Origin of the sequence: Aurantiacibacter gangjinensis (genome assembly GCF_001886695.1) — a bacterium.
In the GTDB taxonomy this organism is placed as follows: Bacteria; Pseudomonadota; Alphaproteobacteria; order Sphingomonadales; family Sphingomonadaceae; genus Alteraurantiacibacter; species Alteraurantiacibacter gangjinensis.
The window spans coordinates 2,334,739-2,349,249 of record NZ_CP018097.1; the positions used below are offsets into that span (position 1 = coordinate 2,334,739).

At 63.3% G+C, this 14,511-nt stretch carries 16 protein-coding genes; 6 read left to right on the forward strand and 10 right to left on the reverse strand.

Annotated elements, in window-relative coordinates; translation table 11 throughout:
• Positions 1-16: 16 nt before the first annotated feature.
• A complete protein-coding gene (locus BMF35_RS11400) occupies positions 17-1,654 on the reverse strand; it encodes a lysine--tRNA ligase (protein WP_047006036.1) in 1,638 nt (545 codons plus the stop codon).
• A 334-nt stretch (positions 1,655-1,988) separates the two neighbouring features.
• Between BMF35_RS11400 and BMF35_RS11405 the strand changes: the two genes are divergently transcribed.
• Positions 1,989-2,855, forward strand: a complete 867-nt coding sequence (locus BMF35_RS11405) for a mechanosensitive ion channel family protein (protein ID WP_047006037.1) — start codon at positions 1,989-1,991, stop codon at positions 2,853-2,855.
• Positions 2,856-2,861: 6 nt separating this feature from the next.
• On the opposite strand, the gene BMF35_RS11410 is transcribed toward BMF35_RS11405, so the two are convergent.
• The gene (locus tag BMF35_RS11410) at positions 2,862-3,746 is read right to left on the reverse strand and encodes a hypothetical protein (protein ID WP_047006038.1); all 885 of its coding nucleotides are present in this window, start codon (positions 3,744-3,746) and stop codon (positions 2,862-2,864) included.
• A gap of 181 nt (positions 3,747-3,927) precedes the next feature.
• Between BMF35_RS11410 and BMF35_RS11415 the strand changes: the two genes are divergently transcribed.
• Positions 3,928-6,684 (forward strand): ATP-dependent DNA helicase, encoded by a 2,757-nt coding sequence (locus BMF35_RS11415; RefSeq protein ID WP_047006039.1) that lies wholly within the window; start codon positions 3,928-3,930, stop codon positions 6,682-6,684.
• Entirely contained in the window at positions 6,685-7,215 is a 531-nt protein-coding gene (locus tag BMF35_RS11420; RefSeq protein WP_047006040.1) for a SixA phosphatase family protein, read from the forward strand.
• Positions 7,216-7,230: 15 nt separating this feature from the next.
• Here the strand turns inward: BMF35_RS11420 and BMF35_RS11425 are convergent, their stop codons facing one another.
• The 5 genes from BMF35_RS11425 to rpmF all read right to left on the reverse strand — a co-directional run bounded on the left by BMF35_RS11425 (position 7,231) and on the right by rpmF (position 10,296).
• The gene (locus BMF35_RS11425) at positions 7,231-7,635 is read right to left on the reverse strand and encodes a MerR family transcriptional regulator (RefSeq protein WP_047006041.1); all 405 of its coding nucleotides are present in this window, start codon (positions 7,633-7,635) and stop codon (positions 7,231-7,233) included.
• Positions 7,635-7,931, reverse strand: a complete 297-nt coding sequence (locus BMF35_RS11430; RefSeq protein ID WP_162199216.1) for an integration host factor subunit alpha — start codon at positions 7,929-7,931, stop codon at positions 7,635-7,637. Before BMF35_RS11430 ends, BMF35_RS11425 begins: the two co-directional genes overlap by 1 nt.
• A gap of 113 nt (positions 7,932-8,044) precedes the next feature.
• A complete protein-coding gene (locus BMF35_RS11435; protein ID WP_047006042.1) occupies positions 8,045-9,010 on the reverse strand; it encodes a beta-ketoacyl-ACP synthase III in 966 nt (321 codons plus the stop codon).
• Positions 9,007-10,083: a phosphate acyltransferase PlsX gene (plsX, locus tag BMF35_RS11440; RefSeq protein ID WP_047006043.1), complete on the reverse strand. Its 1,077-nt coding sequence runs from the start codon at positions 10,081-10,083 to the stop codon at positions 9,007-9,009. Before plsX ends, BMF35_RS11435 begins: the two co-directional genes overlap by 4 nt.
• Before the next feature lie 27 nt (positions 10,084-10,110).
• Positions 10,111-10,296, reverse strand: coding sequence for a 50S ribosomal protein L32 (gene rpmF, locus BMF35_RS11445; RefSeq protein ID WP_071961216.1), 186 nt, complete (start codon positions 10,294-10,296; stop codon positions 10,111-10,113).
• A 189-nt stretch (positions 10,297-10,485) separates the two neighbouring features.
• Here rpmF and BMF35_RS11450 point away from each other — a divergent pair, with 189 nt between their 5' ends.
• Complete coding sequence (locus BMF35_RS11450; RefSeq protein ID WP_236781523.1) at positions 10,486-10,887, forward strand: MAPEG family protein; 402 nt, start codon at positions 10,486-10,488, stop codon at positions 10,885-10,887.
• Between the two features lie 3 nt (positions 10,888-10,890).
• On the opposite strand, the gene BMF35_RS11455 is transcribed toward BMF35_RS11450, so the two are convergent.
• Both BMF35_RS11455 and BMF35_RS11460 read right to left on the reverse strand, forming a co-directional pair.
• Positions 10,891-11,553, reverse strand: a complete 663-nt coding sequence (locus BMF35_RS11455; RefSeq protein WP_269466286.1) for an MBL fold metallo-hydrolase — start codon at positions 11,551-11,553, stop codon at positions 10,891-10,893.
• Positions 11,554-11,601: 48 nt separating this feature from the next.
• Positions 11,602-12,237 (reverse strand): LexA family transcriptional regulator, encoded by a 636-nt coding sequence (locus BMF35_RS11460; protein WP_047006044.1) that lies wholly within the window; start codon positions 12,235-12,237, stop codon positions 11,602-11,604.
• A 138-nt stretch (positions 12,238-12,375) separates the two neighbouring features.
• On the opposite strand from BMF35_RS11460, the gene BMF35_RS11465 reads away from it, so the two are divergent.
• Positions 12,376-12,564, forward strand: a complete 189-nt coding sequence (locus tag BMF35_RS11465; RefSeq protein ID WP_047006045.1) for a hypothetical protein — start codon at positions 12,376-12,378, stop codon at positions 12,562-12,564.
• Between the two features lie 64 nt (positions 12,565-12,628).
• Positions 12,629-12,907, forward strand: coding sequence for a hypothetical protein (locus tag BMF35_RS11470; protein WP_236781524.1), 279 nt, complete (start codon positions 12,629-12,631; stop codon positions 12,905-12,907).
• A 128-nt stretch (positions 12,908-13,035) separates the two neighbouring features.
• Here BMF35_RS11470 and BMF35_RS11475 read toward each other — a convergent pair whose 3' ends face one another.
• Complete coding sequence (locus BMF35_RS11475) at positions 13,036-14,475, reverse strand: aldehyde dehydrogenase family protein (protein WP_047006047.1); 1,440 nt, start codon at positions 14,473-14,475, stop codon at positions 13,036-13,038.
• Between the last annotated feature and the right edge of the window lie 36 nt (positions 14,476-14,511).

Here is a 14,511-nt window from a genome sequence, read left to right on the forward strand (position 1 = left end):
CGACTGACCCCTCAAACTAGCGTGAGGCTCTGTCCCTATTGAGAGCCTCTTCGATAAGACTGCGGGTGTTTTCGATGCCGTACAAGGCAATGAAACTCCCCATGCGCGGCCCTTGCGAAGAACCGAGCAAGGTCTCGTATAGACAACGGAACCAATCTCGCAGATTTGTAAAGCCGAATTGCTCTTTCTTGCCTATTTCATAGACCAAAGACTGTAGTTCTTCTGCCGTCGAATTAACATCCAGCAATTGCAAACCGGCGTCGAGTTCGCGAAGCGCGCCCGCCTCCGAATCGGTAGGAGCGCGCTTGTTGAGTGTCGGCGCCACAAAGTCCCGGTTGTACGCGATGGCCGTCTCGATCAGCCGTTCGACATGCGGGTTGCCCGCGGCGTCATCGGAATAGCTCGCGACGTAGTCGCGGAGACTGTCCGCGCTTGCCTCGGTCCCCAGCACGCTCGCCAGGTTCAGCAACAGGCCGTATGTGACAGGCAGGCTGTCCCCGGCGCCCTGCGGCGGTTGGCTGTCTCCCCCATGTTCCACGCGCAGCAGATGCCAGGCGGGATTGCCGAGCTGCTTGTCAAGCTCCTGCTCCGGAATACGCTCGCGGAATTGCCAGTATTCATCCACCGCGCGCGGGATGATGCCGGCATGCAGCTGCTTGGCGCTTTTTGGATTGGCGTAGATGTAATGCGACAGGCTCTCTTGCGAGCCATAAGTCAGCCATTCCTCGATGGAGAGGCCGTTACCCTTCGACTTGCTGATCTTCTCGCCAGCGGCGTCGAGGAACATTTCGTAGATCATTCCCTCAGGCTTGCGACCGCCCAGCACTTTCGCGATGCGACCCGACTGCACACCGCTATCGGTCAAGTCCTTGCCATACATCTCATAGTCGACGCCCAGATCGACCCAGCGCATGGCCCAGTCCACCTTCCATTGCAGCTTTGCCTGTCCGCCGAACACGCTTTGCTCCACGGTGGAGCCGTCCTCATCGGTGAAGCGGACCATGCCCGCATCGGCATCGACGACCTCGACCGGCACCTGCAACACCGCACCGGTGGTGGGGCTGACCGGCAGCACTGGCGAGTAGGTCTGGCGCCGCTCTTCGCGCAATGTCGGCAGCATGATGTCCATAATGCTATCGTAATTGCGGAGCACGTTGGCGAGCGCGCCGTCGAAAGCACCGGAATTGTACCGATCGCTGGCGGCCACGAACTCGTATTCGAAGCCGAAGCGGTCGAGGAAGTCGCGCAGCATGGCATTGTTGTGATGCGCGAAGCTCTCATACTTTTCGAACGGATCGGGGATTTGGCAAAGCGGCTTGCCCAGATGCTTCGCCAGCATCGCCGGGTTCGGCAAATTGTCGGGCACTTTGCGCAAACCGTCCATGTCGTCGCTGAAGGCAACCAGCCGCGTCGGCGCGGGCGTGCCGTCTTCGGCGGCACCGACGATCTCGTAAGCCTTGCGCACCAGCGTGGTGCGCAGCACTTCCTGAAAGGTGCCGATATGCGGCAGACCACTGGGGCCGTAGCCTGTCTCGAAGAGCACCGGCTCGCCGCCTGGTTTGCCGTCGCGGAACCGCTTGGCGAGGCGCTGCGCCTCGACGAATGGCCAGGCTTTGGAACTGCGAGCGGCTGCAATGAGATCGGTGCTGAACATAGGCGGCGGCTTTTGCGCGAGGACTGGCCATGGTGCAAGTGCGAAGGCGCTGCACGTACCTAACATGGAGCGCCAACACGCCGTTTCGGAATAATCCGAATATCCGTTTTCGCATGGAATAACCGGCAAATAGCGGTAGTCTTGCACTATCGAGATGTAACCTTCCGGTAGCGCCGCCGTCGCTTCCGCCACGGGCGGGCGGAGAGCAAATCTGGAAGCGGGACGAGGCATGGCCGATCTTCCAGCACTCGCGCGCCTACGTAGGACAGCGACAAATGCGGAACCCATCGGCAGCGCGGCTCATTACTTGGCAAACGGAAAACAGGGGCCTCTCTTGGATTACATCGCGACCATAAACGACCAGCTGCGTGACATGCAGGAGGGGTTCGTCTCCATCCTGCCCAACCTCGCCATTGCGCTGGTTGTCTTGTTCATCACGTGGATTATCGCCAAATTCGCGGTGAAGATCGCCGACAAGCTGATTGGCACCACCTCAATGCGCGCCAGCCTGCAAAAGCTGGTAGAGACAGTGGTGAAGCTGGCGATCTGGCTGATCGGCCTGCTGGTTGCCGCCGCCATTGCCATTCCCGGCTTCACCCCGGCAGGCGCAATTGCGGGCCTCGGCATCGGCGCGGTCGCCATCGGCTTCGCCTTCCAGGACATTTTCGAGAACTTCCTCGCCGGCGTACTCATCATGCTGCGCGAGAAGATGCGCATCGGCGATGTGATCGAAGTGGAAGGCATCACGGGCCGCGTGGAGAACATCACCCTGCGCGAAACGCATATCCGCCAGCTATCCAACGAGCTGACGATCATCCCCAATTCGATCATCTTCAAGAACCCGGTCAAGATCCTGACCGATGAGCAGCGATCGCGGACGGAGATCATTTGCGGCGTATCCTACGATACCGACTTGGAGCAGGCGGAAGGCGTCATCCGGAAAGCCGCCGAGTCCGTCGAAGGCATCGACATGGACAAGGGCGTGGAAGTCTACGCCATCGAATTCGGCGCGAGCTCGGTCGATTTCAAAGTGCGGTTCTGGAGCGGGTCCAAGCCGCGCGACGGCTGGGAAGCACGCTCGAAAGCGATCAAGGCCATCAAGCGCGCGCTGGATGATGCGGGCATCGAAATCCCGTTCCCCTATGTGACGCACACGTTCAAGGAAACGCTCTCCGTGAATACTGGCGGCGAGCGCAGCTAGCAAATATCAGCGCAGTCTCGGGCTGCGGATAGAGACGAACCCGTCGGGGGCCGGGCGTTCCGGTGCCGGACGCGGCTTGCTGCGGGCTGATTTGATTGTGACGAAGCCATCATCGTCGATGGACGGCTCTGTTTCTCGCGGGGGCGCAGGCTTGGAGGCGGCGGGCTGCCTTCGCGCGGGTATGGTGACGAACCCGGCATCGGCGGCTGGTGACGGCCCGGGCGCGGCAGGCGCGGCCTCCGCGCGGTCGGCTTCGGGCAAGCGATAGCGCTCGATTTTCTCGACCACGACGATGTCCTCGCGCTTCCTCAGCAAGCGTGCGGCAAGGATGGCAAGGCCCACCAGCAGGGCGGCACCGAGCAACCACCACAGCCAGCTATAGGAAGCGTCGTCCGCAGGCTCGACCGGCGCAGGAGACGCGGCAGCGCCGGAGCCCGGCAATGGATCAGCGCGACCCGGCAGCGGGTCCGGCATGGTTTCAGGCGCCGGAGCGGTGTCGGGCCGCTCGCTTCCCGCGCCCACCTCTGACACTGGCGGCCGATCGAGCCGTGGCGAAGCCGAAGGCGGTGACGCCTGCGGTACGCCCTCAGCCGGTGCGCGGGTGGCGGGTGTCGGGGGGACGACCGGCTCGCGGCTTTCAGACGGTGACGCCGTCTGCGTCGCCCGCGGGGTCGGCCTGCTGGTGGGCGTCGCGTTGGGCAGCGGCTGCACCATCGGTTCATTCGGGCGGAAGCGCGGCTGGTCACCCGGCGGCAGGCTGAAATCCTCCTGGATCACCCGCACGCTGGGCGTAGGCGTGGGCGTAGGCTGCGCCTTTTGCGCCATTGCAGGCACGGTCAGCGTCAGCATCATGGTCGCCGGAAGGGTTCGGAAGATCGTTGTTCGCGTCATGGTACCTGTTGCCAGTCTCCAGACCGAATCCGTCCTTAATGCAAGGCGAATGCGCGTGCTTCATTCGGCCCGGCTACGAATGTGAGCGACCACTTGCCCCGTCCGCGCGATAAGCGACGTTTTGGGGGAAGCGCGCATGCGAATGTTTACATTGTGTTCTCCCGCGCGATAGTGGCCATTCATGCCTGCGCAGCCTCCCTCCCACTCCGTCGAACCACAGCCGCTTGCCCTGCCCGCGCTGCATGCGAGCCATTCGGGCAGCTGGGTTTGCAATAGCGACGGCGATGTGCGCGGTGTGTCGAAAGGCGAGGCGGTAATGGCGGTGGCGGATACGCCGCACCTTATCCTCAATGCCCCGCTGATCTCTACCCGGCTTGGCTATCCGGACCTCTCCGGCCTCGACCTGCTGGAGCTGTTCGCTTTCGTCCACCCGGCCACATTCTGCGTGCCGACGCCGAAGGGACTAGCCCATGCGCTTGGGCTGGAGGAGCCAGCCGATGGCGGAGGCGTGCCGCGCCTGCTGCAGCAGGCGGCAGGCACTTTGCTGGCGCGCTGCGAAGCCACAGACTGGGCGGAGCGCGAAGGCGCTTGGTCCACGCTGCAATCGCTCACCCGCTTGCGCTGGCCGTGGGCACCTGTCCTCTCGCGCCATGTCGTGCGCCCGCAAAAAGCGGAGAAATGGCTCTTCTCGAAGCTGCCCGAATGGGAGGAACATGCCGAACGCCCGCAGCCGCGACAGGTCGCGATCGGCGAAGCGGCGATCGAGGGCCAGCTCGAACGACTGACCGGCGAAGGATCCGAAAGGCGCGAGGGGCAGCGCGACTATGCCCGCAATGTCGGCGGCATCTTCGCCCCCCGGGAGAAGCGCGACAGGCCGCATCTCCTGCTGGCGCAAGCGGGCACCGGCATCGGCAAGACACTGGGCTATCTCGCGCCCGCGTCGCTATGGGCGGGCGAGAGCGGCGGCACCGTGTGGGTCAGCACCTATACCAAGAACCTCCAGCGCCAGCTGCGCAGCGAGGCCACGCGCGCCTGGCCCGACCGGCGCGAGGATGGCACGCGGCCTGTCGTGGTGCGAAAGGGGCGGGAGAACTATCTCTGCCTGCTCAACCTTGAAGACGCGCTGCAAGGCGGCTTTGGCGGCCGCGCGGCGATCCTTGCGCATCTGGTGGCGCGCTGGGCAGCCTTCACCCGCGATGGCGACATGATCGGCGGCGACTTGCCGGGCTGGCTGGGCACGCTTTTCCGGAGCCGTGCGATCAAGTCGCTGACCGACCAGCGCGGCGAATGCGTGTATGCCGGCTGCCCGCATTACCGAAAATGCTTCATCGAACGCAGCGCGCGGGCGAGCGCGCAAGCTGATCTCGTCATCGCCAACCATGCGCTGGTGATGGTGAACGCTGCACGCGGACGCGACCATGCGCAGCGCCCCACGCGCATCGTATTCGACGAGGGGCACCACGTATTCGATGCCGCCGACAGCACTTTCGCCGCCGCGTTGACTGGCGGCGAAGCTATCGAACTGAAGCGCTGGATCCTCGGTCCCGAGCGTGGCTCGAAAGGCAGGCGACGCGGACTGGCCGCACGTCTGGCCGATGTCGCCAGCTATGATGCAGCGGGCGGCGAGGCTATCGACACTGCCTGCGAGGCAGCACAGGCGCTCCCCGGCGAAGGCTGGATCGGCAGGTTGGCCGAGAACGCGCCATCCGGCCCGGTGGAGGCTTTGCTCGCCGCCGTGCGCGCGCTCACCTATGCGCGCGACGAAAGCGGGTCCGCCGATGCCGGCTATGGGATAGAGACTGAGGCCGCAGCGCTGGACGGCGACTTCATCGAACGCGCGCAGGCAGCTGCGCAGGCGCTCGGTGCGATCCGCCAGCCGCTCATCAAGCTGGGCGTGCGGCTGGAAGCCATGCTGGAAGACCCGCCCGACTGGCTCGACGGGCAAGGCCGCGCCCGCATCGAAGGCGCGCGCTTCTCGCTCAGCTGGCGGATCGACACGCTGGCAGCTTGGGAAGCTTTGCTAGGTCGCCTCGGCGGCGCGGCGGACCCGCAATTCGTCGACTGGCTGGCGGTCGACCGCAACGACGCGCGCGAATTCGACATCGGCCTGCACCGCCGCTTCCTCGACCCGATGAAGCCCTTCGCCAATGTCGTGCTGGAACCGGCGCATGGCGTCATGCTCACCAGTGCCACGCTGACAGACCGCGCGGAAGGCGGGCCGGACTGGCCTGGTGCCATCGCAAGGTCCGGCGCGCCGCATATCGAAGTCGCGCCGCGCCTGGCGGATGCGAAAAGCCCTTTCGATTATGCCAACAATGCCGAGGTGCTGATCGTCACCGACGTGAAGAAGGGCGACCTCGCCGGGTTGGCAGGCGCCTATGCGCGGCTAATCGAGGCATCGGGCGGCGGCGTGCTGGGCCTGTTCACCGCCATCCGCCGCCTGCGCGCAGTGCATGGCCGCATCGCCGACCGTCTGGCGCGCGAAGGCCTGCCGCTCTACGCCCAGCATGTCGACCCGATCGACACCGGCACGCTAGTTGACATTTTCCGCGACGATCCGCGCGCCAGCCTGCTGGGCACCGATGCCCTGCGCGACGGGGTGGATGTGCCCGGAGAGTCGCTGCGCTGCGTGGTGATGGAGCAGGTGCCCTGGCCCAAGCCCAGCATCCTCCACCGCGCCCGCCGCGCGGCAAATGGCGGCAGCGCCTATGACGACCAGATTATTCGCGGGCGCCTGGCGCAGGCCTTCGGCCGCCTGATCCGTAGCGCGGGCGACAAGGGGCACTTCATCGTGCTCTCCCCCGCATTCCCATCGCGCCTGCTCAGTGCCTTTCCCGAAGGTGTGCCTGTCACGCGCCTGACGCTCGATGGAGCTTTACAACGCGTCGCCGGGGGTGTTTCTGGCAAAACCATGCAACCGCAAGAGGATCTGCCCTAAGTGAAGCGCCTCGGCATTTTCCGCCACGCCAAGTCCGACTGGGACGATATGAGCCTGCGCGATTTCGATCGCGGCCTTAACGAGCGCGGGCAGCGCGGCGCGGCGCTGATGGGCGCGCATATTGCAGAGCATGGCGGCGATTGGAAAAGCGTGGTGGCCAGCCCCGCCGAACGGGTCAAGCGGACGCTGGAATTCAGCCGCCTGGATCTACCCGTCCGCTTCGAGGAAACGGCCTACCTCGCCGATGCATCTACGCTCATTCGCCTGCTGCAAGCCTGCAACGACAGTGAAGACGCCGTGCTGATGGCAGGCCACAATCCGGGCATGCAGGAACTGGCGCTGGACCTGGTCGCAAGCGGCAAGGAAGACACGCATTTCAAGGATGTGATGCGCAAATTCCCGACCGCCGCTTTCGCCGTGCTGGAGCTGGATATCGACAGCTGGGCGGACCTTGAAAGCGGCTGCGGCGCCATCGTCCATTTTGCGCGCCCGCGCGATCTCGACCCCGATCTGGGCCCGCTCAACCTCTAGGAAATTGCCGCAACGTCAGGCGTTGAGCGCAGCGGCCAGCCGGTCGCGGATGGCGCGCAATTGCGGGACCACCGTGACGGATTGCGCCTCGCGCGCGTCGGACGATCCGGCCTCCGCAGCCGAGACAGTCTCGGTTTCTGCAACTGCACCCTGCGACAGAGCGCGTTTTGCGCCTTTAAGCGTGTAGCCCTCGCGGTTTACCAGCCTGTCTATCGTGGCCACCAGCGCCACATCGTCCGGCCGGTAAAGCCTGCGGCCACCGCTACGCTTCAGCGGTCGCAGCATGGGAAATTGCTGCTCCCAATAACGCAGGACATGCGGCTTGATATTGAGCGCGCTCGCCACTTCGCCGATGGTGCGCATCGCATCCGGCGCCTTGCCGTCATCAAAGACGGGTCCGGAGGATGGCGCACCCGCCATCAGCCTTTGACGATCCTGTCTTTCAGCTTTTGGCTGGCGCGGAAGGTCATCACGCGGCGCGGCGTGATCGGCACTTCGACGCCTGTTTTCGGATTGCGTCCGACGCGTTCTTTCTTGTCGCGCAAGACGAAGCTGCCAAAGCCGGAGATTTTCACATTCTCGCCATCGGACATGGCATCGCACATCGTCGTCAGAATAGCCTCGACCAGCTCAAGGCTTTCAGCGCGGGAGAAGCCCATCTTGTGATTGATTGTTTCGGCGAGGTCTGCCCGGGTCAATGTGCCCACGGATCGCATTACATTCATGCGCCGTATCCTTCCAAATTCTTCCTGTCGCGCGACCCATTAACATTTATGTAGACAGACGAGCGACTTGGCAAGGCGCAGAACGGAAAAAGTCGGGAAAAATCCTATATTCTCAGCAGGCTCGCGCCCCAGGTGAAGCCGCCGCCCATGGCTTCCAGCATCACCAGCTGGCCGGGCTGGATGCGCCCGTCCTTCTTCGCCACATCGAACGCGAGCGGTACGGATGCGGCGGATGTGTTGGCATGCCGGTCTACCGTCACGACGACGCTGTCCATGGTCAGGCCCAGCTTGCGCGCGGTTGCATCGAGGATGCGCAGATTCGCCTGGTGCGGAACGATCCAGTCGATATCCGAAGGCTCGTGCCCCGCATCCTCCAGCACTTCGCCCAGCACGCCCGCGAGATTGGCGACCGCGTGGCGAAACACTTCGCGGCCCTTCATGCGCAGCTTGCCGACTTCGCCGGTGGTGGATGGTCCGCCATCGACATAGAGCAGCTCGCCATGCTTACCCTCCGCATGGAGGCGCGTGGCAATCACGCCCGGCCCGTCCTCGGCCACGTCCTGCGCTTCCATGACGAAAGCCCCCGCACCGTCGCCGAACAGCACGCAGGTTGCGCGATCTTCCCAATCGAGGATGCGGCTGAATGTCTCCGCCCCGATCACCAATGCGCGCTTTGCTATGCCGGATCGCAGCATCGCATCCGCCGTGCCCAGCGCATAAAGGAAGCCGGAGCAGACCGCCGCCACATCGAAGGCGGGGAAGTTCGCCCCGCCCAGCAGCGCCTGCACCTTGGTGGCTGTGGCGGGGAAAGTATTGTCCGGTGTGGCGGTCGCCAGAACGATCAAGTCGATCTCGGCGATGGTGATCCCGGCATCGTCCAGCGCAGCCTGCGCCGCATCGCGGGCCAAGGTGGCCGTCGTCTCGCCCTCACCCGCAATATAGCGCTGCGTGATGCCGGACCGTTCGCGAATCCACTCGTCGCTGGTATCGACACGCTCTGCCAGCTCCGCATTGCTGACGCACTGCGCCGGCAGGGCCGAGCCGTTTCCGATCAGGACGGAACGGATCACTTGGCTCCGTCTCCATTGCCGTTGCCGTTTGAAGAGGCGCGCTCTTTGAGCATGTCTTCACCCAGTTCGGAAAGGTCGGCGGCAATGCGGCGGGTAATGTCGTTTTCGAGCAGGCGCGCCGACACCGCCACGGCATTTGCCACGCCCTTGGCGTTGGCGCTGCCATGCGATTTCACGATCACGCCATTGAGGCCGAGGAAGACCCCGCCATTATGGTTGTTCGGGTCGAGGTGGTGTCGCAGAAGTTCGGTAGCGGGCCGACTGACGAGGAAGCCGATCTTGGATCGCAGCGAACTGGTAAAGGCGGTTTTCAAAAGGTCGGTCACGAAGCGCGCCGTCCCTTCGATCGCTTTCAGCGCGATATTGCCGGAAAAGCCGTCCGTCACCACGACATCGACTTCGCCGCGATTGATCTTGTCACTTTCCACGAAACCATCGAATTGCATATCCAGACCGGTGGCGTTCTGCAGCGCAGAGGCGGCATCGCGCAGCGTATCGGTGCCCTTGATATCTTCCGTGCCGATATTCAGCAGGCGCACGCGGGGTGCATCGTAATCGTAGATGATGCGCGAATAGGCAGCGCCCATGATGGCGAACTGCACCAGGTTGCGGGCATCGCAATCGGTATTGGCGCCAAGGTCGAGCATGACGACATCGTGCTCTTCCAGCGTGGGCATCAGACCGGCGAGCGCGGGCCGGTCGATCCCCGGCATGGTGCGTAGCGCCAGCTTGCTCATGGCCATCAGCGCGCCGGTATTGCCGGCCGATACGGCCGCGCCGCAATCGCCCTCTTTCACGGCGTTGATGGCGAGGCCCATGCTGGTGGTCTTGGCACGGCGAATCGCGCGGCTGGGCTTTTCATCGCCTGCCACCACATCCTCGCAATGCAGAATTTCGGACGCGCCGCGCATGGCGGGATGCTCGTCGAGCGCGGCCTTGATCCGCGTCTCGTCGCCCACCAGCAGGAATTTGAATTTGTCGTGGGCACGCCGCGCAATCGCGGCGCCTTCGACCATGGTACGCACGCCATGGTCCCCGCCCATCGCATCGATCGCGATCCTGGGCAGGCTCATGAGCGCGCGCTCCTTATCCGGTGTGTCTTAAAGACCGCCCTTGGGCTCGATCACCTGGCGACCATTATAGTGGCCACAGGCGTTGCAGAGCATGTGCGGACGCTTCAGCTCGCCGCAGTTGGAGCATTCGTGAAAGGCTTCCACCTTCAGCGAATCATGGGCGCGTCGGTTGCCACGACGATGCGGCGATACTTTTCTCTTAGGGACAGCCATGGCGGCACCTGTTCCTTGAATTCGTTACAATCTGTTGGGTGCCGCCCTAGGCCAACGGGGTTGCACGCGCAAGCGCGCAGACCCAAGAGCCATGGATGCGGCGAAGGCGCGCGCTATAGCGGGTTTTCCAAAGGTTGCAAGCGGTGTGGCGCGGGCTTAGCACCCATAGCCGCAATCGGAGGGCTGCCCATGATGATCGACCTGCACATTTCACTGCTCAGCATCGCGCTGGCGGCATTCATCAATATGTGGCTGGGCATCAGGTGCAGCCAGCTGCGCATCAGCGACAAGGTGCTGCATGGCGATGGCGGCAATGCCGCGCTCGCCAAGCGAATGCGCGCCCATGCCAATTTCGTGGAATATACCCCGCTTGCCATGGTGCTGGTGCTGGCGCTGGACATGACGGACCATCACGGCTGGGTGCTGGCCCTTTCCGCCCTCGCCTTTCTGATAGCGCGCGTGCTGCACGCCTTCGGGATGGATCTGGACCGGCCGAACAAGCTGCGCATGATCGGGGTGCTGGTCACGTGGCTTTGCTACGCCCTGTGGATAGGCTGGGCCGTGATCGCGGCGCTTGGATATGCGCGCTAGGCGCTACTTCGCCATAGCCGCATCACCGACGAACGGATTGCTGGCGCGTTCATTGCCGAAGGTGCTGGTGGAGCCGTGGCCGGGAACAAACGTCACCCCGTCGCCCAGCGGCCAGAGCTTTTGCGTGATGGCATCCAGCAGGTCTTGATGGTTGCTCATCGGGAAATCGGTGCGGCCGATGCTTCCCTGGAACAGCACATCGCCGACGAAAGCGAAGTTCGCGCCGCGGTGGAAGAATACGACATGGCCGGGCGTGTGGCCGGGACAGTGCAACACCTCCATCTCGACTTCGCCGAAGCTGACGGTGTCGCCATCCTCCAGCCAGCGCGTCGGCTCGAACACCTCGCATTCCATGCCGAAGCGCGGGCCGTCATCGTTAAGACGGCTGATCCAGAATCGATCAGCTTCGTGCGGGCCTTCGATCGGCAGGCCTAGCTCTTTCGCCAGCATTCCCGCCTGCCCGCAGTGATCAGCATGGCCGTGAGTGAGCAGGATTTTTTCCAGCGTCACGCCCGCCTTGGCGACAGCGGCTTTGAGCTTTTCCAGCTCTCCGCCGGGATCGACCAGCACCCCGCGCATAGTCTTGGTGCACCAGACCAGCGAGCAATTCTGCTGGAAGGGCGTAACAGGCACGATGGCGGCGCGAATGGGGGAAGCGGAAGTCATGGCGGCGATGTGGCGGCAGTTGGCGGACGATGCAAGCCGAAGCGGCGGTCACACCCGCCCACTCTTCCAGACGACGCGGCCGATGATGGCAAACTCTTCCGCGCCTACCTCGATGGGCGGATAGGCGAGGTTCTGGCTGAGCAGCGAGAAGCGGCCATTGCCCTTGCTGGCGACGCGCTTCACCAGCAGGCTGTCATCAAGGCGCACCACATGCACTCCGTCGCGGAAGGGCTGTTCGCGCCGGTCGACCAATACTTCGTCGCCCTCGCGCAAGAGCGGCTCCATCGAATCGCCGACCACGCGGATGGCGGAAAGCTGGGAGCCGTCGAGCCCTTGCTCGGCCAGCCATTTGCGCGAGAAGCGGAACGCGTCGAAGGGCACTTCCTCGGCATTCACCGCGCCGGGTCCGGCGGAAGCATCGATATCGAGGCGCGGCACATCCACCCAGGCAGCATTGCGCCCGCGCGAATCGTAGGAATTATCCTTTGGCGCACCCAGATCGCGCTCATCCACACCGAGGAACTGCGCCAGCACGCGGCGGTCTTCCTCCTCCAGCTTCTTCGGGCTACCCTTGGTGATATACTGCTGAAGATAGGTGCCATTCCGCCCGATCATGCGCGAAAGCGCGGCCAGCGAGCTTCCCCTCGCCTTGGCCGCCTCGACCAGTGTTTCGCGTGCATCCATGGCAAATTCCTACTGTGGTGAACAAAAACTTCCTAGACGATGTATTTTTCCTAGACAAGTAGGATTTCGCGCGCGACCTTTTGGCCATCGAGTCGCCGCCGGGGTGACATCGTCAGCAGTCGCAAAGGGGTTTGCACCATGCTCATTCGCAAGATCGAAGTCTTCCTGCGCCACACGCGCATGCCGCCCACCAAGTTCGGTCGCCTCGCCACGCAGGACCCGCGCTTCGTGCTCGACCTGCGCAATGGCCGCATGCCGCGTGCAGAAACAGAAGCACGGGTAGAACATTTCATGAACAAGTATCGGGAGACGACCGGTGCATACTGATCGTAAAAGCCCTCGCCCGCCCCGCCCTGCCAAACGCGGACCGCGAGAATTGTTAACAGAGGCGTTGCTGGACCTCGGAAAGCGACAAGGTCGCATCACGCATCATTCGGAGAACAGCTGGGCCAGTATCACCTTCGCCGGATCGCGCCACCGCGTGGTGCTTCGCTTCGACGGTGCGGAAGCGGTGGATGCCGGGGAATGCTTTATCGCGTTTCTGCCAGAGCATGAATTTGCCATTCGCGGCCAGCTGGTAGCGGATGCAGCGGTGGTGGCGGCCGACAGTGCGATGGAACCGCCAAGCCTGACTGTGACATGCGAGATTTTGCTGCTGGAGGAAGGGTAGTCTTCAACCCCTCCTATTCAGAGGAGGGGTAGCGAGACTTGGCAGCTTGCTGCCTAGTCGCGGCGGGGTGCTGCTAGCGCACCACAAACCACCCCTACCCCTCCTTTAAAAGGAGGGGAGTCCGCGGCTCAGGTTCGCCTAATCACGAGGTTCCGTATCTCGGTCATGTCTTCCATGGCGAAGCGGATGCCTTCGCGGCCAAGGCCTGAGTCCTTCACGCCGCCATAGGGCATGTTGTCCACGCGGTAGCTGGGCACATCGTTGATGACGATACCGCCCACTTCCAGCCTGTCCCACGCATCGAACATCGCAAACAGATCGCGTGTGAAAATACCCGCCTGCAAGCCGAATTCGCTGCGGTTCACCTCCTCCAGCGCTTCGTCCATCGTTGCGAAGGGCTGGAGGATGGCGAGCGGGCCAAAAGCTTCTTCGTTCAGCACCTTGGCATGCTTGTCGACGCCTTCCAGCAGCGTGGCTTCGAGCATGTTGCCCTTGCATCCGCCGCCGCACAGCAGCGTCGCGCCGTGCCCTACCGCTTCGTCGATCCAGCCTTTCAGCCTCTGAGCCTCGCCCTCGTCGATCATCGGACCGATAAAGGTGTCGCGGTCTTTCGGGTCGCCTGCTTTCAATGTCTTGGTTTTCTCGACCAGCATCTCCTTGAAGCGATCGTAAACCTCCTCATGGATGAGGATGCGCTGCACACCGATGCAGCTTTGCCCGGACTGGTAGAAGGCGCCGAACACGATCCGTTCCAGCGCGTCTTCCAGGTCGGCATCGCGGTCGACGATGACGGCGGCATTGCCGCCCAGTTCCAGCACGACCTTCTTCTTCCCGCTCTTCGCTTTCAGCGCCCAGCCTACGGCAGGCGAGCCGGTGAAGCTGAGCAGTTTCAGCCGCTCGTCCTCGGTGAACAGGTCGGCCCCGTCACGGCTGGCTGGCAGGATGGAAAACGCGCCCTCGGGCAAATCCGTCTCCGCCAATATTTCGCCGATGATAATCGCGCCCAGCGGTGTCTTGCTGGCAGGCTTCATCACGAAGGGGCAACCCACAGCAATGGCTGGCGCGATCTTGTGCGCGGCGAGATTCAGCGGAAAATTGAACGGCGAGATGAAGCTGCACGGCCCGACCGGATAGCGCTTCCAGATCGACTGGTAGCCCTTGGCGCGTTCGCTGATGTCGAGAGGCATGACCTCGCCATACATGCGTGTGGATTCTTCGGCGGCGATGACGAAAGTGTCGATCAGCCTTGTGACTTCGCCCTCGCTATCGCCGATCGGCTTTCCGGCCTCGACACACAGCGCATAGGCCAGCTCGTCGAAACGCTCGCGAAAGCGCGACACGCAATGCTCCAGCACCGCCTTGCGCTCGTAACTGGCGAGCCGTGCCATCGGCCCGGTTGCGGCCACCGCCCCAGCAATCGCCTTGTCGATTATCTCCGGATCGGCCTGCGCCACGCGGAAGGCGACCTCGCCTGTATATTTGTCGATCACTTCCAGATCGGTGTTCGGCTGCTCGGCCCTGTTGTTGAGATAGAGCGGGTAGGTGTCTTTGAGCTGGGGCATCTGCATTTGTTTCCGTCATCCCGGACTTGATCCGGGATCCCG